This window comes from Niameybacter sp. (assembly GCF_036655075.1).
Taxonomy (GTDB): domain Bacteria; phylum Bacillota; class Clostridia; order Lachnospirales; family Cellulosilyticaceae; genus Holtiella.
Genome location: NZ_JAVVQU010000017.1, coordinates 1 through 20,059 on the forward strand (window position 1 = coordinate 1; position 20,059 = coordinate 20,059).

Consider the following 20,059-nt stretch of genomic DNA (forward strand, 5'->3'; position numbering starts at 1 on the left):
TCATATCCTTCTACAAGTTTATCATCAGTGGAGAGTATTTGGTACCAGCTGATTTAGCACTTGCAGGGGAGGCAGCTAGTATCAGCAAAGAGATGGACATAACAATAGAAAGACAGGTAGTTATAGGTGTATTGGTCTGTTTAACTATTATTATTAGTGGGTTTAAATGTAAATGGATTGAATTTAGAAAAGGATATCGCTTAGCAGGAAGTATACTTTGTGCCACTTTGTTTTTTACTACTGCTGTTATAGGTGCTAAAGTATGTCCAAGAGAGCAGGGGGCAACATCCCCAAAACCAAGTTTAACAGTCAATGAGAAGTACAATGAAAATGGATTTATCGTAGGCTTCACCCAAGAGATTATAGACTTGTTAGTAGAAGAGCCAGAAGGCTATAGTAAGGAAAAGGTAGAGTCACTTTTGGCACCTTATACGCTAGGTGGAAGTGAAGAAATGGACATAAAACCAAACATTATTATGATTATGAGTGAGTCCTTTTTCGACGTGACAAAGCTTACGGAAGTTACCTTCTCACAGGACCCTTTAAGTTTTTTTAGAAGTTGTCAAAATCAACTTGGAAAAGGTAATTTATCTACTGCTATATATGGTGGGAGAACAAGTCAGACTGAGTATGAAGTGTTGACGGGGCAATCCGTTTATTTTACGGACCCAAGTAATATTGCTTATAATGAGTTTGTCCATGAAGACACCCCAAGTTTAGCTAAGCTACTTAAGGCAGAAGGTTATCAGACTATGGCATTGCATGGTTATGAGAAAAAGTTTTTCTCAAGGGATAAGGCATATCCCAATCTTGGATTGGATACCTTTATTGCCAGTGAAGACTTTGTAGCACCAGACTTAGCAAGAGGATATATTTCAGATAACACTTTAGTAGATCATGTGGTACAACTTTATGAGGACAAGGGTGAGCAGCCATTGTTTTATCACATTGTAACCATGCAAAACCACATGCCTTATAGCGATACTTATAAAACAAATGGCATTACTGTGAGCGGTTCAGACTTATCAAGAGAGCAACAAGATATTTTAGAGACTTATGCAAATGGGTTGAAAGACTCTGATAAGGCGCTAGAAAAGTTAGTAAACTACTTCAGTCAAGTGAAGGAACCCACCATTATTGTTATGTATGGCGACCATTTGCCTGCGTTAGATGAGCAGTATAGCTTATATAAAGATTGCCATTATATAAAAGGAAACTTTGATGCCATAGACTGTAGCAAACTTTATGAGACACCATTGATGGTATGGAATAATTATGGTTTGCCAAGTCATGACTTTGGAACAATTGATACCACCTATTTAAGTAGTCAGTTACTTAATTATATCGGTTATCATAAAGACCCTTATATGAACTATCTTTTAGATGCAAGTAAGGTGCTACGAGGCTATGGGGAATATTTCGATATAGATGGTACAGGTCAGGTACAAAGTCCTAAGGCGCGTAGTGCACAAGAAAAGGAAATGCTCAAGAATTTATGGCTCATACAATACAATAGGTTAGGCGTAGAGTGATAAAACTTAGTATAGATAAAAAGTATAGGAGATTTTAGAATAATTTGGATAAAAATATTGAAAAAATATTGGAAAAAATAATAATTAATGATAAGCTAATAAGAATGTACAACATATAAATAGACTATAGTAAGGATGATTAACTCATGATGAAACAACTAGATACACTTAAATACATCAATGATGAAGTAATTTTTGTAAAAGCTAGCGGTGAGACACTTCAAATGCCTAATTTAACAGCGCTTTTAAAGCTTTATAATCAAACTGAAGATGAAGCTTTAAAAGAACGTATTCAAGATATTTTAAATCATGATATTGCAAGTTTATTAATTGCAGAGATTATGATTGATATGCAAAATGATCGTGTACAAGAACGTTTGCAAACTGGAGAAATTAGCAAAAATATGCACCATGTAGGTACATATAATATTATTTTAGAAAGTCATCTAGAACAAGCAAAGGCACTCTTTGAGGAACTAGTATTAAAGGGTAAACTAATAGGAAATTTTGAAGAAGTATTATTTGCCAAGTTCCCATGCGGAATTGTTATTGAACATGTGAAGTTTCCTCAATATGTAAATACTGAGTATGTGGTAGAACTTTTAAAATAAAATTAAATAAAGATATAATGTTAAAATTTGATAACATTGTAATAAAGCAACTTAACAAATAAAGGAAGTATGTTAAAATGAAAGATGTTCCTAAAAAACGACAAGTTTACAACCATCAAGGAGGTTACAATATATGCGGAAAATATGGACATTATTCATGGCTAGCACCCTTTTTTTGAGCCCAATTTATGTGCAAGCAGAGATGTTAGATCCAATCAAAGAAGTTTTAGATAGCTTAGAAACAGTAGCAGGGGAAAACGAAAATCTAGGTATTGTAATAGGGGAAGAAGGGAATCCTCAAGGCGATAACCCGGAGGTATTACGAGAAGAATTAGAGACAGAAGTGCCAACACCAGAAACAGAGAGTACAACAGAAGGTACGACTGAAGAGGGGGGAACAACAGATGCCCCTATGATTGATGATCATGTACCAGAACAAGTTATGGACCCCAATAAGGTATTGCTAACATTAGATAGTACAATAGTATGGCTATACGGTGAAGCAAAAGAACTTCTTTTAGCACCTAAGGTTGTAGAGGGGCGTACTTATTTGCCACTTAGATTTGTAGGGGAAGAGATTTTACAAGCTCAAGTAGAATGGCTAGCAGATACAAGACAGGTTCGTGTCACTAAGGAAGGAAAAGAAGTTGTCCTTAGTACTACAGAAGCCAAAGCGTATGTGAACGGTGTAGAAGTTGAAATTGAAGCAATGCCTATTGTTGAAGAGGGGACAACACTCCTTCCACTTCGTTTTATGGCAGAGCAATTTGAACTTTCAATTGAATATGATGCACCAACGCGTACCATTGCAATTGAAAAACCTATTGAAATTCCGAATACACCACCTGTTGCGCAGTTCGAGTTTGTAGAAGAGCGTTATGTAGCAGGGCAACAGGTACAAACAAATGACTTAAGCTTTGACCCAGATGGTCACCTCATTACAGAGCGTCTATGGATGATTGATGGTAATCCAACAAAGACTGCATCATCTTTAGAAAAAATCTTTAAAACGCCTAAGCAAGGCTACTATGAAATTGCTTTAAAGGTTAGAGATGAAAGAGGTATGTGGAGTGATTGGAACAGTCACATGATTATGATTGCACCCAATGAGGCACCAGAAGTTATAGAATTTGATACCACAAAAAGTAAGTATAAACGTGGTGAAGCAATTACTTTAGAGTATGAATATGAAAATGAAGAATGGGAACAAATCACAGCGGAAAAATGGACTTATCGGAGTACAAAAGAAGCTGCTAACAACTACTTGTTTACAAAACCAAAGGCTATTTATACAGAAGGTGAATACATAGTAATGTTAGAGTTAAAAGACGCCTATGGGAATTGGAGTACAAAGGCTGAAACAACAGTTGAAGTAACAGGTGAAGTACTTCAAACAGAATTTGAAGCCATGTTTAACTCAGGTACAATAGGGGATACTTTAGCGAACTTTGAAGGCACCAACTATCAAATGTATAAAGAAGCAGATGCCATCTACTTAGAAGATACAAAAGGGCTACTGATGATGAGTAACTCACCAGAGGTGGTTAGCCAAAAAGGACTTTTATATGAAGATACATTAATTGGTTTAGGACGTGTCATGTTCCATCACATTAACAATTTTGACAGCTTAGACAATCAACTAGATAAAAAGCGTTTAGTCGTTATTGCTAAAAATAATACAGAGGCACCTGTCATGGGGACTATTTCAAAATTAACAACAAAAGGGCCTTCAGATGATGTTTTATTTGTAGGACAACAATTGCTTTTAAGTTACTTAGATAATACAGCTGTGCAAAGTTTAAACTTAGAGCCAGGGGCACAGCAAGTAATTTATGATAGCCAAAATAAAAATTGGTTAAAAGGGCAAGCTATTTCAGGGATGTTTGATGTAGAACTTAATGGACCTGTAACGTTTACAGTAGCCTTACTTGGGCAAAATGATACACTTGAAGATATACCACTTATGCCAAGACCAGACAGAGATGTTCATCCAAGGGGAACATTTGGTATAATAGATAAAAATATTATGATTGATTTAATAAGTGAAGATGAAAAGACCAAGTTAGTGATCGGTAAAGATGCAACGGAGTGGGTGCAAGGTTATGATGCGCTTCTCAATACAGAGTCTGCGAACAGAGGAAACTTTGGAGTAAACTACCATGTCACTGTAACTGCAAAAGAAGATACAGCTGTGATTCTTAATCCACGTGGAAATATGTTCAAAGGGGCTATCAAATGGGAGCAAGACCGTGCCTATTTGACACCATCAGCAGGGTACTTCCCAAGTTCTAATCGTGCTGCCTTTATGGGAATCGTTAAAGGGGGCGAGACAAGAACCTTTACGTATATGTTACCAAATGGTTCTTCAGCACCTGTACTCTTTGGTTTCATCCCAGAAAGTGAATGGGGAGAATAATGTAAGAAGATCACATACCAAGCTAGACGGTGGAAGTAATGAGTCAAGAAAAAACAGAGATAGATAAAAAGATAACTAGATAGAGACAAATCAAATCAGGATGGATACAAGATAGATAAAGAGAGATAAAACATTGGAAAAAATTACAATGTCTTATCTCTCTTTTAAAATTTCCTAAACGGCATATAATAAGCCCAAAGGGAGATGATGAGATGAAAAAATTGACTTTAAGTCTGTCTTACATTGCAATAGCCTTTCTCGTGGTATTAGGCTGTAGTCAGTTTATTGAGGAGAGAGCCATTGGACAAGTGAGTGAACAAGTTATGGAGCAATTTGCCACTCAACCTGTAGATAAAACTACAGGCGCCCCTATAGGACAAACTGTGGAGCGAGCCATTGGGCAAATTAAAGATGCCACTATGGAACAACTTATAGAAGAGCCTCTTATTCCAAAGCCTGAGCCAAATAAAGCTAAGGCAAGTGACAAAGCACAAGAGACTTTAAAGGAGGAAGAAAAGGTTGTTTATCTAACCTTTGATGATGGTCCAACAGGAAAGGTGACAGAAAAAATATTAGATGTACTCAAAGCCCATGATATAAAGGCCACTTTTTTTGTTGTTGGAAAAGAAATTATTCAAAGAGAGTCTGTGCTTAAACGTATTTATGAAGAAGGACATAGTATAGGGCTCCATACTTATTCTCATAATTTAAAATCTATTTATGCCAGTGATGAGAACTTCTTAGCAGAGATGGAAAAGGCAACAGATAAAATTCACGAAGTGTTAGGGACAACTATCAATCCTAAGATTATTCGTTTCCCAGGAGGTAGTTCAGGGAGACTTAGTGAAGACCTGCTTAATAAGCTTCATGAAGAAGGCTACAAAATTTACGATTGGAATGTCAGTCTAGAAGATGGTGTCAATCCTAATTTAACGCCTAACCAGATGGTGCAAAATGCAAAAAAATGTAGCCGTAATACAACAAGACGTATTATTTTGGCACATTGTAACTCAAGTAATAAAAACACATACAACGCATTACCAGAGATTATTAATTATTACAAATCTCAAGGATATGTATTCAAACCTATTGATGAAAAAACACAAGAATTTTACTATCGTATCAAAACAAAGAAGTAGGGCATCAGAATAGATAAGTGAAATACTCAATAAGAGCCCTAGTCAGGATAATAAATGCATCCTGACTAGGGCTCTTATTGAGTGGGTTGTAGAAAGTGTATTTTTATTTAGATTTAGACCTGGTAAAGAAATTGAGTAATTTAATGGCACCATAGATCATAGTCATGACAAGGAAAATGCCTCCCATGCCCCCTAGCATAATTAACAAGCCCTGTTCTAACATACTAATCGCTCCCTTATATAAAGTTTTTAGAGTAGAAGTGCTAAGATAAGACCACCTGCAATAACAGAAGCTACCTGCCCAGCCACGTTTGCACTAACAGCCTGCATAAGAATGAAGTTTTGTGGGTCTTCTTCTTTAGCCAGCTTTTGAATGGTACGAGCAGACATTGGGAAAGCAGAGATACCAGCAGCGCCTACCATTGGATTAATCTTATCTTTTCTAAAGAGATTAATCAGTTTAACAAAAAGGACACCAGCAATCGTATCAAAGATAAAAGCAATGAGGCCCATAACAATAATCAAAAGTGTACTAGGTGTTAAGAAACTCTCAGCCTTCATTGTAGAAGAGATGGCAAGCCCTAAGAGGATAGTTACAATGTTAACAAGTTCGTTTTGAGCAGTTTGACTAAGGCGATCCACAACACCACTTTCACGCATTAAGTTACCAAACATCAAAAAACCAATAAGTGGAATGGAGTGAGGCGCTATAAAGCCAGCAACTAAAGTCACGATAATAGGGAAAAGTAGCTTGGCCCGTTTAGAAACGGTAGTAGAGGTATAAGTCATACGCATACAACGTTCCTTTTTGCTTGTAACACATTTGATGGCAAGAGGTTGAATGAGTGGAACAAGTGCCATATAGGAGTAAGCAGCAACTGAAATAGGACCTAAAAGACTGGGTGCCAACTTACTTGCAACAAATATAGAAGTTGGTCCATCAGCAGCTCCAATAATACCAATAGAAGCAGCTTCTGGAAGGGAGAAACCAAATAAAAGAGCAATAATTAAGGTGAAGAAAATACCAAATTGAGCAGCAGCCCCTAGGAAAAGCATAAAAGGACGTTCGAGTAAGGGGCCAAAATCAATCATTGCACCAATCCCAATAAAGATAAGGAGTGGGAAGAGCTCTGTGGCGATACCACTTTTAAATAGAATGTCTAAGATGCCTTCCATAGCGGTACCTTCTGCTGCTTGAGTAATAGCACCCGAAAGCGGGATGTTGACAAGGAGCACACCAAATCCCATGGGAAGGAGTAAAGTAGGTTCATACTTTTTGACAATGGCAAAATAAAGGAGTAAGAAGCCGATAAGAAGCATGAAGAAATGACTAGGCGTAAACTGTTTGAAGCTTTCTAATAATATTTCCACGACAACACCTACCTAAGAGGGATAAGTTTATAAATTATACAATATATATATTAGCTACCTAGATTAAATAGTCCAAAATAGTAGAAGTTTTAAGGGCGAGCTGTTATAATATTGAAGTTTATAAGCATACATCTTAGGAGGCAGAATGAATACAAAAATTAATAAAAATACTTCGTTATTTTTACTGACTTGGCCTATTATTGTGGAGCTTTTATTGCAGATGTTAATCGGAAATGTAGATCAAATGATGATTAGTCGTCATTCGCAAACAGCAGTTGCTGCCATTGGGAATGTGAATCAGATTATGAACTTACTTATCATCACGTTTAATATTATTACAATGGCTACTACTATTTTAGTCACCCAATATTTAGGGTCAAATAATAAGGAAAAAGTATCTGAGATTTACTCATTAGCAACATATACTAACTTGTTCTTTAGTGGTGTTATCGGTCTGCTGATGGTTGTCTTCCATAAGCCTATGTTCAACATGATGGGAATGCCAGCAGAACTTTATGCAGATGCTACGATTTACATCGTGATTGTAGGTGGCCTTATTTGCTTACAAGGTGTGTTTATGTCTTATGCTGCTATTTTTAGAAGTAATGGACTCATGAAGCAAACTATGATTATTTCGATGGTCATTAATGTAATCAACGTAGTCGGGAACTTTATTTTCTTAAATGGGATTTTGGGATTTCCAGAACTTGGCGTAACAGGAGTAGCACTTTCAAGTGTCATCAGCCGTTTGATTGGGGTAATTCTTGTGATGTGGTTATTTAAGAAAAAACTTGATGCTAAAATTAGCTTGAAATATTTGAGACCATTTCCAAAAGATACATTAAAACGTCTTTTGAAAATAGGAGTACCCTCCGCAGGAGAATCTTTGTCTTATGATATTGCTCAAGTGTGTATTTTGGCCTGTGTTAATAGAATGGGTACATATGTTATCGCAACTAGAGTCTATAGTAATATGATTGGGAACTTGTCCTGCATTTACTCGGCTGCTATCTCCTCGGCTATACAGATTGTGGTTGGGCACCTAATAGGTGCTGGAGATGTAGACGATGCAGATGAGTTGGTGCGCAAATCCTTAAGACCAACAGTGCTTATTTCTTTAGGGATTGCAGTACTTCTTTATCTAGGCAGTGACTTATTGTTTGGGTTATTTACCAAAGACCCTGCAATGTTGGCACTCGGAAAGCAAATTATGTTTATTCAAATCTTTTTAGAAGTAGGTAGAACTTTTAATTTGGTAATCATCCGTTCCATGCAAGCTGTAGGGGATATTAAATATCCTGTAGTGATTGGTATTGTGTCCATGTGGGGGATAGCGGCACTCCTTTCTTATGTATTAGGTATTGTCTTTAATATGGGATTAGTAGGCGTATGGATTGCTATGGCACTAGATGAACTTATACGAGCCGTACTCGTATATAGAAGATGGCGAAAAGGTACTTGGAGAGGCCGAGCACTTATATAAAGAGAATATTATAAAATATTCTAAAGAGTATAAGAAGAAGTATTGTTGTTTATAGCGATATACTTTATAATAAGATATTATATGAGATATACTATATACTATGGAATTTGAAATAGGAAAGGATGATGAAGGTGAGAAAAGATAATAATGTTGGATTATATGTAGGACTCTTATTGGTATTAGGAGGCATTGTAGCTTTTCTAGACTTAAATGGGTTGTTGCCAACGAAATTTTTGAGTCAATACGTAAGCTTAATTATGGGTATTGCCCTATTTATAGCCTTTTTAAGAACTCAGAAATTTTCAGTTTTAATGACCTCAAGTTTCTTCGTTTTTAATGGAATCTTATTACTTGTAGATCAATACGTACAGGGGTGGAATTACTTTACGGGAATTTTTATTATACCAGGACTTATGTTTATGGTAGCCTTTATTGCAAAGAGAGTAATAGGGTATTTAATACCTGGTGCCCTTTTAACCTCATGGGGGATTTTCCTATTGCTCATTACAGCGGATGTGATTTCAGGATTTAGTATGATTATGGGGATGGGATTCATTTTTACAGCACTTGCCTTCTTTTTGATTTTTCTTTATGACCAAGAAGCTTGGGCTGGTGTGCCAAGTTTAGTATTATCTATTGTAGGGGTTATTATTATTACCATGGGATTAGGAGAAGTGGCAAGACTTGTCCTCTTTAACATGACAGCCGTTAGTGTTGTACTTATTGGATTAGTTCTAATTGGTAGAAGCTTCTTAAAAGGGAAAAAATCACATGACGAGGAGGAATAGTTATGGGAGTAGTAGGGAGAGTTGAAAAACTAGAAAAAGGATTTGCTATTGTCACTATGGAAAGACAAGATATGTGTGGGGAATGCCATGTTTGTGAGCTACTAGGGGAAAAGAAGAGTTGCACCCTTAAATGTGTGAATGAGTGTCAATGTCAAATAGGAGACAAAGTAGAAGTAGATGTTGCTAAAGCATCCTTTTTAAAAGCAACACTCATTCTATATGGACTTCCTTTATTAGGACTCATAGTGGGAGTAGGCCTTGGCTACTTTATTTCAGAACTTGCTTCTTTAGGTCTGGGTATTTTATTTATGGGTCTTGTTTACTTAGGGGTCAAAAAGCAGGATAATAAAAATAAATACAACGAGATGCTCCCTTCTACCATACGTGTTGTAAAGTAGATTCAGACGATATAAATATATTTATTAAGTAGAAGAAGACCTATGAAACGTGTTAGAAACACTGATTTCATAGGTCTTTTATTAGATTATTTAAGTTTCAAAAGTATTTCCATTATTCATAAAGGCTTCAGTCAAGGATTTGAAGTCTTTTCGTTGTGCACCTAAAGCGGAAGAAGGGGATGAAGGAAGACTTTGTTGATCTAAGGTGGTACTTACAGAAGATAGTGGAGGTAAGGCAGATAGTGGTGTAATAGGTGCTTCAGGTGTAAAGGCTAGTGGCTCTTGAACCAAGGTATTCATCAATTGGTCTAAAGGAGAGAGACTTGCTTGAGGTGTAGACGTAGTGAGTGGTGTGGAAGCAATAGATGCAGATGCTGAGGTATATGTAGAAGGGATGTTGTAACGGAAGTTGATCCCTTCTATCAGGAGTGCTAATTCATCTTGTGCAACTAAATCAGGATGGATACCTCTTATATCTAAATCAGCGATGGTGAGTAACCGTAGTGTACTAGATAAACTGGCATAAAGAACAGAAGCATCCATATTTTCATGTCTTAAATCTATGTATGCATAGGGGTTTACATGACTTTGTAAATGACTCACAATAGGGCTGCTAAAGGTATCTGCCTCAGGTAGGGCCACTAAAGTATAGCAACGATTATTATAGGAGTAGTGAATCCACAAAGTATCTAGGTAGCTGAGAAGAACAGGGGCATTTGCATCTTCTGGAATAGAAAGAATTAGGTCTTTATTTGTACTGGTATCCAAAAGATGGAAGGTCGCATGACCATATTGGTCACCTTTATATAAGACATAGAGTTTATTGTGATGACTACATATATTCCAATCCACAATGGGTATAGAGGATTGCACCAAAGTTGTGATACTTCTATTTTCTGTGTTAAAGATAAGCATATTTAAACAGTAACTTTCTTCATAGGCGGGATATAGAATATAGAGTGTATCATTTAAGGTGTAATAAGATAGTGGTGTTTTAAGGGGTAAGGATGTTAATAGATTTTCAAGGTTAGGTGAAGTGCTTGTAAGTGTTTGATGAACCAGAGAGCGATTAAGGCCATTGGGATGCATGACCGTGTAAAAAAGATGCGGCTCATTCTCAAGCCATTGGATGGATAAGTTTTCAAATAAGTATACAAATCTAGAATCTTCTAGGACAACACGTTTAACAGGATGAGTGGGAGAAAGGTTGTAATAAGTTACTTGATGATTTGCACTTTCCACTACAACGTGCATGATGTCTTCAGTGTCTAAAGTTACACTATATACTAAGCTAGTGCCAGTGTGAATAAACAGAGGTCTTGAGAAACCATCTTTGTTATAAGTTTGATAAAAAATTCCTTGCTTAGGCTTTTCATCTACGATGATAAAAGTGTCTTGTGTGCGAAGTAAAAAAGGCATAAGGTTACCTCCTATAGAGTACTTAATATAATCATATTTATTTAAAAATTAATTTATACATAAATGTCACCCTTTTACTAGAATTTCCATATTATAGTATTGAAAACGACATTTTATGATGCACCTTAGCAAACATGTAGGAGGTTTGAATTTATGAGCAAATGTTCAAATACAGACACGAGATTTTTTAAAATGCCTAATGCAGGTATTTGTGATATATGTCATCCTTGTGAAACATCAAAACTTGAAGCAACTGCAATGTGTCCACCCATTGGCGAACCAAAATGTTTAACCATGGTGGCTCCAGTTGTATTCGATGAATGCGGTATTAATCTTTGCCGTGTTTTTGCAATCAACGATTTAGTAGACGCTTGTGAAGGTCCAACGAACCGTACAACAGACATTGTTTTTGATGGCCTTACAACTATTGACTTACAAAATGCATCTAACATCCAAATTAAAGTAGTAGATATTGACTTTAACTTTGTATGCCCAGAGACCTGTAGGTATTCTGAAATAAAACCAAGCAAGAACACACCTAATTTATCAAGAGTAGTCCTTAGAGACATCAACGTAACTTTCGTAGTAAGCATCATTGATTCTACTTGTAAAGTATGTAAAGAAGGTATGATGACATTAAGATATCTTCCAGGCGAAAACTGCCCAGGTTACACAGAAGACACTAATCCTAGCAACATCGCATTCGACTTGTATACACCATACGGTATTTCTTATGCACCAGAAAATCCAGCAGGTTGTAATAAACTTATTCCAACTATCAACTATCTTGGATTCGTAGAAAATCAGCATTGTCAAAACTGCAATTGTCCAGAAGCATGCCATGACTACCATGAATTTGAATCAAATAACAGCTTACGTCAAGGTATTTCTGCTCAAGCTCTTGCAAAAGTTATCGGTAAAGATGATGATTGTATGGCAATCGGACTTACAATGTACTTCAAAGTTATCTACTTTGTACAATACAAATTCCATCATGAAGGCCTCTGTGTACCACCAAAATTCTTAGCTGTAAACACTTCAGAAGTAAGTACTTGTAAAGCATTCTGTGATGGCGACCTTCTTGAACCATGTATCCAACCACTTAATGTAGGTGAAAGACCAAAATGCTTACAAAATGCTTGTGGATGTGGAACTAAAAAACCTGAACCTAGAAATGAAGGTAACTGTAGATAAATAGTATGTAAAAAGGGGGACACTAAGTAAAATTAGTGTCCCCCTTTTTATTGAATTAAGCGTTGAAAGTAAATTGACTAAGAAGTGCTTTAAGTTCTTGAGACCTTGCAGCAAGTAGTTCAGAAATATCTACACTTTGCAGTGCAAAGTCAGCAATGTCATAAGTAATGGTAGAAATTTGCTTGATATCCTTTTTCAGAGTATAAAGTGCGCTAGAACTATGCGTAATAGAATTAATAGGTGCTTGGGTCATATGCATATTCTTAGAAAGGACATTGAGACGGGTTAAAGATACACAAGATAGGGTAATGAGTAAGAAGTTCTGATATAAAAAGAAGTGTAAGAGATGAAAGGGTCACCTCTTGCACTTCTTTATAGTTTTTGTCTATGGGGGCGGAAAAGAATAGGAAGTAATGCTGCCATAATAATGGCACCAGCAATAACTCCTGAAAGTTGAAACGTCGTTAAGGCATACTCTAATGCTTTGGTATGATCAGAAAAGAGTAAGGCATACATGGTACGGTAGAGCCCAATTCCAGGTACCAGTGGGATAATCCCTGGAATGAGAAACACAGTCACAGGGGCACGCTTATATTTGGCTAAGAAGTAAGATCCTTGTGCAACAAAGTAGGCCCCTAAAAAAGTAAATAATACGTCAGAGTAGCCGCCTAGTACACCCAGTGTATAAATTCCCCAACCTATAGCACCTATAATACCACAAGCAATAAGATGCTTGTGCTGTACATTAAAAAGGATGGAGAAAAAGATTGTTGCAAAAAAGGCACTTACTACGTGAATAATTAATGTGCTCATTAGAGTAAACCTCCTAAATAGAAACCGATACTCATTGGTATGCCGACTCCAGCTGCAATAGCTACAGCAATGAAGAGGGCCTCTGCAAGACGAGAAATACCAGAAAGGAGTTCATCTCCAATGGTGTCACGAATACCATTGGTAAAGGCTAGTCCAGGCACAAGGGGCATGATACTTCCTATAACAACAGCCTCAGTATCAACTATATTGGCAACAAAGAAGTTGAGTATTGCAACTATACTTCCTATAAACAAGGAAACCATAAAAAGAATAAGGTAGTTAACGATTTCCTTATTGCGAAGATGATGTTGAATTGTAGAGGCACAGGCCCCTATGACACAGGCAATTAAGAATTCGGTAATTCCTCCATTAAACATAAGTGAAAAGAACCCCGAACTAAAAGCCGTTGCGAAAGTAATCATTTTAGGGGAATAAGAAGGTGCATCGTCAATGGATTTTAGCGTAGTAGTAGCTTCTTCTAAGGAAAGTATACCATCTACATAGTCACGAGAGAGTTGATTTATTTTTTCAATCTTATCCATTCGCGTACTTCGATTTTTAATACGGGTAAGTGTTGTTGAGTTGCGTGAATCAGTATTTTTGATGGTTGCCATAACTACAGTAGGTGTGACAAAGGTATCTACTTTGTCAAAATGATGGTGGGCTAAGAGACGGCAGATAGTATCTTCTACACGGTAAGTCTCAGCGCCGCTTCTTAGCATAATCTCACCTACGTTAACAGCAAATGCAAGTACTGATTCATTGTCGTTTTTTTGTTCCATAATAAGGCCTCACTGCATAAAGATTATTTAACATAAGTATACAATGGTCTATAAAGCGTGTAAAGGGATTTAGAATTCTTTAGGTTAAGTGCTTGTAAAATACAGAATAATGATGTTAATATTAATATATAATTCAAAAATTAAAATAGAGTATATTTAATCATTAGTAAAGATAAAGGGGAATAATATGAAGAAACTAATGCTTGGTAACGAAGCGATAGCAAGAGGTGTTTATGAATCAGGAGCGAGCGTTGCAGCAGCCTATCCAGGAACACCAAGTACAGAAATTACAGAATGTATTGCAAAATATGAAGATATTTATGCGGAATGGTCATCTAATGAAAAGGTAGCCATGGAAGTAGCTATAGGGAGTGCAGTAGCAGGTGCTAGATCTGTTGTATCCATGAAACATGTTGGACTTAATGTAGCAGCAGATCCACTTTTTACAGCAGCATATACAGGAATTCATGCAGGGCTTGTTGTATTTGTTGCAGATGACCCGGGTATGCACAGCTCACAAAATGAGCAAGATACTAGATTGATTGCAAGAGCAGCTAATGTACCTGTTCTTGAACCAAGTGATAGTATGGAATGCAAAACCTTTGTAAAGCGTGCTATGGAACTTAGTGAAGCTTATGATACACCTGTTATTGTACGTCTTACAACAAGAGTTTCACACTCACAAAGTATTGTAGAATGTGAAGATAAAGTAGATTTTAAGGTAAAGCCTTATGAGAAGAATATTCGTAAATATGTCATGACACCAACAAATGCAACAAATGCGCATCTAATAGTAGAAGAACGTATGAATCGCCTTGCAAAAGATATAAAAACACTTGGACTCTATCAAGAAGAATTAAATGATAGTCGGATTGGGATTATTACAAGTGGTGTATGTTACCAATATGTAAAAGAAAGTGGTATCCAAGCCAATATCCTCAAACTAGATATGGTCAATCCTCTTCCACTTGACATCATTCAAGAATTTGCAAGCAAAGTAGATAAAGTCTATGTAGTAGAAGAATTAGAACCTGCTATTGAAGAGCAAGTAAGAAGTATGGGTATACCTGCAAAAGGGAAAGAACTCTTTGGTAGACAAGGGGAAATTACAGTACGTAAAATTCGAGAAGTATTTGGTATAGAAGTAGAAGATGTAAGAGTACCAATGCAACTTCCAATCCGCCCACCTGTACTTTGTCCAGGGTGTCCTCATCGCGGGGTGTACACTATACTTAAAAAACTTAATTTAACTGTTACAGGAGATATTGGTTGCTATACACTGGGTTCTTCTGAGCCTCATGCAGCAATGGATACATGTATCTGCATGGGTGCAAGTATTGGGATGACTCATGGCTTTGAAAAAGCACATGGAAAAGAAGTTATGAAGAATACAGTTGCCATTATTGGTGATTCTACCTTTATCCATTCAGGCATTACAGGTCTTATTAATGTGGTGTATAACCAAGGTGTAGGAACTGTGATTATTGCAGATAATTCTACGACAGGTATGACAGGACATCAAAATCATCCTGCTACAGGAAAAACTTTAAGAGGAGATATCACTAGTGTACTAAACTTAGAAGCATTAGTAAAAGCGGTAGGGGTAAAAAATGTACGTGTTGTAGATGCTTATGACATGAAGGCAGTAGAAGCTGCACTTAAAGAAGAAACAGCAAGAATGGAACCATCTGTTATTATTACAAAAGCACCTTGTAAGTTACTCATTAAAGAAAGGTGGACACCTTACAAAGTGAAAAAAGATGACTGCATTAATTGTGGTATTTGTATGAGACTGGGTTGTCCAGCTATTGTAAAAGGTGAGACAATGACAGAAATTAATGATGCGCTTTGTGCAGGATGTGGACTGTGTGCTTCTATTTGTCCTAAAAAAGCTATAAGTAAAGGAGAAAACTAAGATGACTAAAAATATACTTATTGTAGGGGTAGGCGGTCAAGGAACATTGCTTACAGGACGTATCATTGGAAACTACGCCTTAAGTAAAGGACAAGATGTAAAAATGTCAGAAGTACACGGCATGGCCCAACGCGGTGGGAGTGTAGTTATGCAAGTTAAATATGGTGACAAAGTATACTCTCCACTTGTAGAAATAGGTGAAGCAGATATTATCTTCGCTTTTGAAAAGTTAGAAGCACTTAGATATAGCCATTATCTTAAAAAAGATGGTGTAATCATAGCTAATACACAACGTATTGACCCAATGCCCGTTGTAATGGGTAAAGCAAAATACCCTGAAAATATTGAAGCAACGATTAAAGAAATGAATCCAGAAGCTTGCCTTATTGACGCACTTTCTATTGCTAAAGAAATTGGTAATGTAAAAGTAGTGAATATGATCATGATTGGTGCATATGCAGCATACATAGGGGATACCCTAGAAGAGTGGAAAAAAATTGTTGAGGACACTGTACCCCAATATACTATTGAAATGAACCAGACAGCACTTAAAAAAGGATACGAAGCTTATATCAACAGATAATGGTTATCTGTACAGAATGGAAATTATCTTATATGATAAATAATAAAGGTAGGTGTTAATATGTATGCATTAAATGAAGTGGAAAAAATAGATCCCGAAATTGCAGCATTAATTGAATTAGAAACCAAAAGACAACAAAGTAAAATAGAGCTTATTGCTTCAGAAAACTTTGTAAGTGAAGCTGTAATGGCAGCTATGGGTAGTACTTTGACTAATAAGTATGCAGAAGGCTACCCTGGTAAGCGTTATTATGGTGGTTGTGAAGTTGTAGACCAAGTAGAAGACTTAGCAAGAGAACGTGCCAAACAACTTTTTGGGGCGGATCATGCCAATGTACAGCCTAACTCAGGATCACAAGCCAACCAAGCGGTATTTTTTGCAGTGCTTAAACCAGGAGATACAGTAATGGGCATGGACTTAAGCCATGGTGGACATTTAACTCATGGGAGTCCTGTCAATATTTCAGGAAAACATTACAAAATTGTATTTTACGAAGTAGAAAAAGCAACAGGGCTAATCGACTATGAAAAAGTACGTGAAAAAGCATTAGAAGCACGTCCTAAGATGATTATTGCAGGAGCAAGTGCCTATGGCCGTATTATAGACTTTAAAAAGTTCCGAGAGATTGCAGATGAAATTGGGGCATACCTTATGGTAGATATGGCTCATATCGCGGGCCTAATTGCAGTAGGCCTTCATCCGTCACCAGTACCTTATGCAGACTTTGTAACAACAACTACACATAAGACATTAAGAGGCCCTCGTGGGGGAATGATTCTTTGCAAAGCTGAGCATGCAAAGGCTATTGACAAAGCTATCTTCCCAGGTATTCAGGGAGGGCCATTGATGCATGTGATCGCAGCCAAAGCAGTCTGTTTTAAAGAAGCTTTAGGTGAAGGGTTTAGGGCTTACCAACAACAAGTTTTAGACAATGCAAAAGCACTCAGTAAGGCACTTATTGCTAAAGGCTTTACTATTGTATCAGGTGATACAGATAATCACCTGATGAACGTAGACCTTCGTAATATGCATGTAACGGGTAAAGATGCTGAGCACCTCCTAGATGAAATAGGGATTACATGCAACAAAAATACCATTCCATTTGATCCAGAAAGCCCATTCATCACAAGTGGTATCCGACTTGGTACACCAGCTGTTACAACACGAGGTATGAAGGAAGAAGATATGGAAGAGATTGCAGAAATTATGTATCTTGCCATTACCAACTTTGAAGCCAATGGGGAAATGTGCAAACAACGTGTAAGTAGACTTCTTGTTAAGTATCCACTTTACACAGAGCAATAGAATCATAAATAAGACTGACCAATAAAAGACCTATGAAACGAGGACATTAAAACTCGTTTCATAGGTCTTTTGTTATTCAAACTATACACAGGTCTTTTTTTGCAATCTTTTTCATATAATTGGAAAGGACAACTTTTATAATATATATTTCATAAAATTTTAGAAAATATAAAGGGTTTTTTATCTAATTTGTAGAACATATATTATAAGGGGAGATGCTTAATCTAATTCTATAGGAGGTGTGTCTATGAATGTGTATGAGACAAAGAATATTCGTAACATTGCGCTGTTAGGACACGGAGGATGCGGTAAGACTACACTCGCAGAAGGAATGCTTTACACAGCAGGTGGCAAGAACAGATATGGGAAAGTAGAGAGTGGAACAACTTCAAGTGATTTTGACCCAGAAGAAATCAAACGTAAGATTTCAATTCGAACTTCTCTCGTTCCTGTAGAATGGAAAGGGCATAAGATAAATGTATTAGATACTCCTGGATATTTTGATTTCCTAGGAAATGTAAAAGAAGCTTTAAGTGTTTCAGATGCAGCGGTAATCGTTATGAAAGCTGGAAGTGGTATTGAAGTAGGAACAGAAAAAGTATGGGAGGCTTGTGAAAGTATAAGCTTACCCCGTATGCTTTATATTACAGAAATGGATGCGCCAAATGTGAACTTTGAAGCGCTTCTTGAAGGGTGTAAAGCTAAATTTGGTCCAAGCGTAGCCCCTATGCAAGTACCTTGGTATGATGGAGAAAAGTATGTGGGTTACATTCATGCAGTCAAAATGGTGGCAAGAAAATTTGAAGGAGATAAAGTAACCGAATGCCCAGTTCCAGCAGGATATGAAGAGGAGTTGAAACTTGTTCGAACGATGATTCTTGAAGCTGTTGCTGAAACAGACGAAACACTTATGGAAAAATATTTTGCTGAAGAAGAAATCACAGTCAGTGAAATAGAAAATGCACTTAAAGTGGGTGTAGCATCCGGTGATATTGTACCTGTATTATGTGGCAATGCAATAGATCGTGCAGGTATACGTACATTGATGGACAACATTATCCGCTGTTTTCCCTCACCAGATGAAGCAAGGAACCCTTGTGAAATAGAAGGTAAGACAGGTATTTTTATATTTAAAACAATGGTAGATCCATTCATTGGCAAGTTCTCTTTATTTAAAGTAAAAAATGGAAAAATTAGCAGAGATGACAGTTTGCTCGATATACGAACAGGTGAAAGTGAGAAATTTGTTCACCTCTATATTCTTCAAGGCAAGGAGCAAGTTGAAGTTGAAACTTTAAATGCAGGTGATATTGGTGCAGTTGCTAAATTAAAAGATGTGAACACCAATGATACGTTGTGTGATAAAGAGGCAGGGTTTGAGTATGAAGCCATAGAATTTGATAAACCTTACGTAAAGATGGCGATTTTCCCTCTTGGTAAAGGTGATGAAGAAAAGATGTCCTTATCTCTTGCAAAACTTATGGCAGAAGATAAGACTTTCTATACAGAATATGATAAGGAAACGCATGAAACGGTTATTTATGGCATAGGCGAACAACAGCTTGATGTTATTGTGAGTATGTTGTTGGAGAAATTCAAAGTAGCAGTTAAGCTAGAAAAGCCAACCACACGTTACCGTGAAACGATTAAAGGCAAAATGCAAGTGCGTGGTAAACACAAGAAACAATCCGGTGGGCATGGTCAATACGGAGATGTAGTGATGGAATTTGAGCCTTCTGGTGACTTAGAAATGCCTTATATCTTTGAAGAAAAAGTATTTGGTGGAGCTGTTCCAAAACAATACTTCCCTGCTGTTGAAAAAGGGTTAGAAGAATGCATTCATAAAGGGGTGCTCGCAGGTTATCCTGTAGTAGGTCTTAAAGCTATATTATTAGATGGATCTTATCATCCCGTTGACTCTTCAGAAATGGCTTTCAAGATGGCCACAACTATGGCTTTTAAAGAAGGTGTTGTAAAAGCTAAACCAACTATTCTTGAGCCTATTTCCCATGTGGAAATCAGCGTGCCAGAAGAATATACAGGAGATATTATGGGAGATATGAAGAAGCGACGTGGACGCCTTATTGGTATGGAACTTAGGGGTAGAAAGCAAATTATTATTGCTGAAGTACCTATGTCAGAGCTTTATCGCTATGCGACAGATCTGCGTTCAATGACGCAAGGACGAGGCAGTGTGGAATATAACTTTGAGCGTTACGAAGAAGCACCACAAGAAATACAAGAAAAAGTTATTGAAGCAAGAAAAGAAATGGCTTAGAAATAAAAGAAGTAACTGATTTTAAATAATAA

Annotated in this window: 18 protein-coding genes; 12 read left to right on the plus strand and 6 right to left on the minus strand. The window is 36.9% G+C overall.

What is annotated here, in order from left to right:
- The 4 genes from RRY75_RS06330 to RRY75_RS06345 form a co-directional block, all read left to right on the plus strand.
- The coding region (locus RRY75_RS06330; RefSeq protein WP_332715992.1) for an LTA synthase family protein at positions 1-1,532 on the plus strand (1,532 nt) is incomplete at its 5' end.
- Positions 1,533-1,678: 146 nt separating this feature from the next.
- A complete protein-coding gene (locus RRY75_RS06335) occupies positions 1,679-2,143 on the plus strand; it encodes a hypothetical protein (protein WP_332491011.1) in 465 nt (154 codons plus the stop codon).
- A 133-nt stretch (positions 2,144-2,276) separates the two neighbouring features.
- A complete protein-coding gene (locus RRY75_RS06340) occupies positions 2,277-4,559 on the plus strand; it encodes a copper amine oxidase N-terminal domain-containing protein (RefSeq protein ID WP_332715995.1) in 2,283 nt (760 codons plus the stop codon).
- Positions 4,560-4,771: 212 nt separating this feature from the next.
- Positions 4,772-5,698 (plus strand): polysaccharide deacetylase family protein, encoded by a 927-nt coding sequence (locus tag RRY75_RS06345; RefSeq protein ID WP_332491007.1) that lies wholly within the window; start codon positions 4,772-4,774, stop codon positions 5,696-5,698.
- A 103-nt stretch (positions 5,699-5,801) separates the two neighbouring features.
- Here RRY75_RS06345 and RRY75_RS06350 read toward each other — a convergent pair whose 3' ends face one another.
- Positions 5,802-5,921, minus strand: a complete 120-nt coding sequence (locus tag RRY75_RS06350; RefSeq protein ID WP_332528323.1) for an OadG family protein — start codon at positions 5,919-5,921, stop codon at positions 5,802-5,804.
- A gap of 26 nt (positions 5,922-5,947) precedes the next feature.
- Positions 5,948-7,069: a sodium ion-translocating decarboxylase subunit beta gene (locus tag RRY75_RS06355; protein WP_332491005.1), complete on the minus strand. Its 1,122-nt coding sequence runs from the start codon at positions 7,067-7,069 to the stop codon at positions 5,948-5,950.
- Between the two features lie 145 nt (positions 7,070-7,214).
- Between RRY75_RS06355 and RRY75_RS06360 the strand changes: the two genes are divergently transcribed.
- The 3 genes from RRY75_RS06360 to RRY75_RS06370 all read left to right on the plus strand — a co-directional run bounded on the left by RRY75_RS06360 (position 7,215) and on the right by RRY75_RS06370 (position 9,738).
- Positions 7,215-8,552, plus strand: a complete 1,338-nt coding sequence (locus RRY75_RS06360) for an MATE family efflux transporter (RefSeq protein ID WP_332491003.1) — start codon at positions 7,215-7,217, stop codon at positions 8,550-8,552.
- Between the two features lie 131 nt (positions 8,553-8,683).
- Complete coding sequence (locus RRY75_RS06365) at positions 8,684-9,340, plus strand: hypothetical protein (protein WP_332491001.1); 657 nt, start codon at positions 8,684-8,686, stop codon at positions 9,338-9,340.
- Positions 9,341-9,342: 2 nt separating this feature from the next.
- Positions 9,343-9,738 carry a SoxR reducing system RseC family protein gene (locus tag RRY75_RS06370; RefSeq protein WP_332490999.1) on the plus strand — a complete coding sequence of 132 codons (396 nt, stop codon included), beginning with the start codon at positions 9,343-9,345 and terminating at the stop codon, positions 9,736-9,738.
- Between the two features lie 90 nt (positions 9,739-9,828).
- Here the strand turns inward: RRY75_RS06370 and RRY75_RS06375 are convergent, their stop codons facing one another.
- On the minus strand, positions 9,829-11,157 hold the full coding sequence (locus tag RRY75_RS06375; protein WP_332490997.1) for a hypothetical protein: 1,329 nt from the start codon (positions 11,155-11,157) through the stop codon (positions 9,829-9,831).
- Between the two features lie 153 nt (positions 11,158-11,310).
- On the opposite strand from RRY75_RS06375, the gene RRY75_RS06380 reads away from it, so the two are divergent.
- Complete coding sequence (locus RRY75_RS06380) at positions 11,311-12,351, plus strand: hypothetical protein (RefSeq protein WP_332490995.1); 1,041 nt, start codon at positions 11,311-11,313, stop codon at positions 12,349-12,351.
- Positions 12,352-12,406: 55 nt separating this feature from the next.
- On the opposite strand, the gene RRY75_RS06385 is transcribed toward RRY75_RS06380, so the two are convergent.
- The 3 genes from RRY75_RS06385 to RRY75_RS06395 all read right to left on the minus strand — a co-directional run bounded on the left by RRY75_RS06385 (position 12,407) and on the right by RRY75_RS06395 (position 13,946).
- Positions 12,407-12,604 (minus strand): hypothetical protein, encoded by a 198-nt coding sequence (locus RRY75_RS06385; protein ID WP_332490994.1) that lies wholly within the window; start codon positions 12,602-12,604, stop codon positions 12,407-12,409.
- Positions 12,605-12,723: 119 nt separating this feature from the next.
- Complete coding sequence (locus RRY75_RS06390; protein WP_332490992.1) at positions 12,724-13,164, minus strand: threonine/serine exporter family protein; 441 nt, start codon at positions 13,162-13,164, stop codon at positions 12,724-12,726.
- Entirely contained in the window at positions 13,164-13,946 is a 783-nt protein-coding gene (locus tag RRY75_RS06395; RefSeq protein WP_332490990.1) for a threonine/serine ThrE exporter family protein, read from the minus strand. The genes RRY75_RS06390 and RRY75_RS06395 overlap by 1 nt, the downstream gene beginning before the upstream one ends.
- Before the next feature lie 187 nt (positions 13,947-14,133).
- Here RRY75_RS06395 and iorA point away from each other — a divergent pair, with 187 nt between their 5' ends.
- The 4 genes from iorA to RRY75_RS06415 all read left to right on the plus strand — a co-directional run bounded on the left by iorA (position 14,134) and on the right by RRY75_RS06415 (position 20,027).
- On the plus strand, positions 14,134-15,861 hold the full coding sequence (gene iorA / locus RRY75_RS06400; RefSeq protein ID WP_332716004.1) for an indolepyruvate ferredoxin oxidoreductase subunit alpha: 1,728 nt from the start codon (positions 14,134-14,136) through the stop codon (positions 15,859-15,861).
- Position 15,862: 1 nt separating this feature from the next.
- Entirely contained in the window at positions 15,863-16,444 is a 582-nt protein-coding gene (locus RRY75_RS06405; protein WP_332527527.1) for an indolepyruvate oxidoreductase subunit beta, read from the plus strand.
- 60 nt (positions 16,445-16,504) lie between these two features.
- Complete coding sequence (glyA, locus tag RRY75_RS06410; RefSeq protein ID WP_332490985.1) at positions 16,505-17,749, plus strand: serine hydroxymethyltransferase; 1,245 nt, start codon at positions 16,505-16,507, stop codon at positions 17,747-17,749.
- Between the two features lie 247 nt (positions 17,750-17,996).
- Positions 17,997-20,027, plus strand: a complete 2,031-nt coding sequence (locus RRY75_RS06415; RefSeq protein WP_332490983.1) for an elongation factor G — start codon at positions 17,997-17,999, stop codon at positions 20,025-20,027.
- The last annotated feature ends 32 nt before the right edge of the window (positions 20,028-20,059 follow it).

What these genes read in the sequence shown, in the direction of transcription:
- RRY75_RS06335 (WP_332491011.1), top strand. Translation starts at nt 1,679, where the DNA reads ATGATGAAACAACTAGATACACTTAAATACATCAATGATGAAGTAATT.
- RRY75_RS06340 (WP_332715995.1), top strand. Translation starts at nt 2,277, where the DNA reads ATGCGGAAAATATGGACATTATTCATGGCTAGCACCCTTTTTTTGAGC.
- RRY75_RS06345 (WP_332491007.1), top strand. Translation starts at nt 4,772, where the DNA reads ATGAAAAAATTGACTTTAAGTCTGTCTTACATTGCAATAGCCTTTCTC.
- RRY75_RS06350 (WP_332528323.1), bottom strand. Translation starts at nt 5,921, where the DNA reads ATGTTAGAACAGGGCTTGTTAATTATGCTAGGGGGCATGGGAGGCATT.
- RRY75_RS06360 (WP_332491003.1), top strand. Translation starts at nt 7,215, where the DNA reads ATGAATACAAAAATTAATAAAAATACTTCGTTATTTTTACTGACTTGG.
- RRY75_RS06370 (WP_332490999.1), top strand. Translation starts at nt 9,343, where the DNA reads ATGGGAGTAGTAGGGAGAGTTGAAAAACTAGAAAAAGGATTTGCTATT.
- RRY75_RS06375 (WP_332490997.1), bottom strand. Translation starts at nt 11,157, where the DNA reads ATGCCTTTTTTACTTCGCACACAAGACACTTTTATCATCGTAGATGAA.
- RRY75_RS06380 (WP_332490995.1), top strand. Translation starts at nt 11,311, where the DNA reads ATGAGCAAATGTTCAAATACAGACACGAGATTTTTTAAAATGCCTAAT.
- RRY75_RS06385 (WP_332490994.1), bottom strand. Translation starts at nt 12,604, where the DNA reads ATGACCCAAGCACCTATTAATTCTATTACGCATAGTTCTAGCGCACTT.
- RRY75_RS06390 (WP_332490992.1), bottom strand. Translation starts at nt 13,164, where the DNA reads ATGAGCACATTAATTATTCACGTAGTAAGTGCCTTTTTTGCAACAATC.
- RRY75_RS06395 (WP_332490990.1), bottom strand. Translation starts at nt 13,946, where the DNA reads ATGGAACAAAAAAACGACAATGAATCAGTACTTGCATTTGCTGTTAAC.
- iorA (WP_332716004.1), top strand. Translation starts at nt 14,134, where the DNA reads ATGAAGAAACTAATGCTTGGTAACGAAGCGATAGCAAGAGGTGTTTAT.
- RRY75_RS06405 (WP_332527527.1), top strand. Translation starts at nt 15,863, where the DNA reads ATGACTAAAAATATACTTATTGTAGGGGTAGGCGGTCAAGGAACATTG.
- glyA (WP_332490985.1), top strand. Translation starts at nt 16,505, where the DNA reads ATGTATGCATTAAATGAAGTGGAAAAAATAGATCCCGAAATTGCAGCA.
- RRY75_RS06415 (WP_332490983.1), top strand. Translation starts at nt 17,997, where the DNA reads ATGAATGTGTATGAGACAAAGAATATTCGTAACATTGCGCTGTTAGGA.